This is a genomic window from Streptomyces sp. NPDC004609, assembly GCF_042873655.1.
Taxonomy (GTDB): Bacteria; Actinomycetota; Actinomycetes; order Streptomycetales; family Streptomycetaceae; genus Streptomyces.
On sequence record NZ_JBIALS010000108.1, the window covers coordinates 1 to 1,026 of the forward strand.

1 protein-coding gene and 1 pseudogene are annotated in these 1,026 nt (G+C 64.0%); both read left to right on the forward strand.

All coding sequences use genetic code 11. The features are described from left to right. Nucleotides 1-287 (forward strand): annotated as a pseudogene (locus ACFYT4_RS36235) (hypothetical protein); the annotation flags it as partial. Between the two features lie 304 nt (nt 288-591). Continuing rightward, nucleotides 592-936 carry a hypothetical protein gene (locus tag ACFYT4_RS36240; protein WP_389279197.1) on the forward strand — a complete coding sequence of 115 codons (345 nt, stop codon included), beginning with the start codon at nt 592-594 and terminating at the stop codon, nt 934-936. Nucleotides 937-1,026 lie beyond the last annotated feature (90 nt).

Genomic DNA, 1,026 nt, shown 5'->3' on the forward strand with positions numbered 1-1,026 from the left:
CGCAGCCCCATCACCTACGAAGCCACACTCGAAGCACCACCAACTACGCTGGCATCAGCCGCATAACCCGTGTTCAGGATTCGGGGTCAAGGCCCCACCTCAGCCTGCACAAGCTGAGCCAGCATGCCCTGACCGAACACCACGAGTACCTCCACAACCGCACCGGCGGATACTTCCTCGCCCTGTCCCAGCTGATCTGCCAAGCAGCCACCCTCGCAATCCTGACCGGAACCGAGAACATCACCCGCACCGAACTCGACGCCATCCACGTCGGCCGCGGGCACTAACAGCCGCCGAGTAGGCACCGCCAGTGCCACGGGAGCTGCTCAGGGTGGTGGAGAGGCGCGAGCCGGTGCGTGAGGCGATGACGGGGATCCGGTGGGGGCGAGGGCGGTGCCGACCGGCCTGCGGCCGCGTTCTACGAGGTGTACATGCTGCACGGCCTGTTCATGCCCGCCGCCGCTGGTTCGTCAGCCGCTTCGCGGGGCAGCGGTGTGAGGCTGTTGCGCAGGCAGTGGACCAAAGTGCACGTCTGCCGGTGGTGAGGTGTGGTGAGCTTGCATCATGGGGTCCCGATCGAAGCGCCGCGAGGTGCGCAACAAGAAGAAGCGTCGTCGTTCCAGTTCCGCGCCGCCTGTGACTGACCCGCACATACAGATGCTGGTGAATTCCGTAGCGGAGTTGACTGCGCTCATGGCCACCCTTGAGGGAGAAGATCCTGCAGCGGCTACCCATGCGGCATTCACCGCGGCGGTCGACGAGTTCGTCGAGAACGTGGTGCGGTTCGACGCGATCCGGCTGATCGAGGTGGCTCGTCAGCGGTTCCTGCCGTTCGCGGCTGCGGGAGACATTCCGAACGCTGTCGAGGCGAACACCGCGCATCTGGAACTACTGACACTGGTTGCCTACGCCGTCCAGCAGGATGCTGAGGTGTGAACGATCACGTAATTCCCCGGGCCCGCCGCCACGTAATTCCCCAGGTCCTGACCTTGTTCATGTCTACTTGATCGAGGGCTTGTCTGTCTT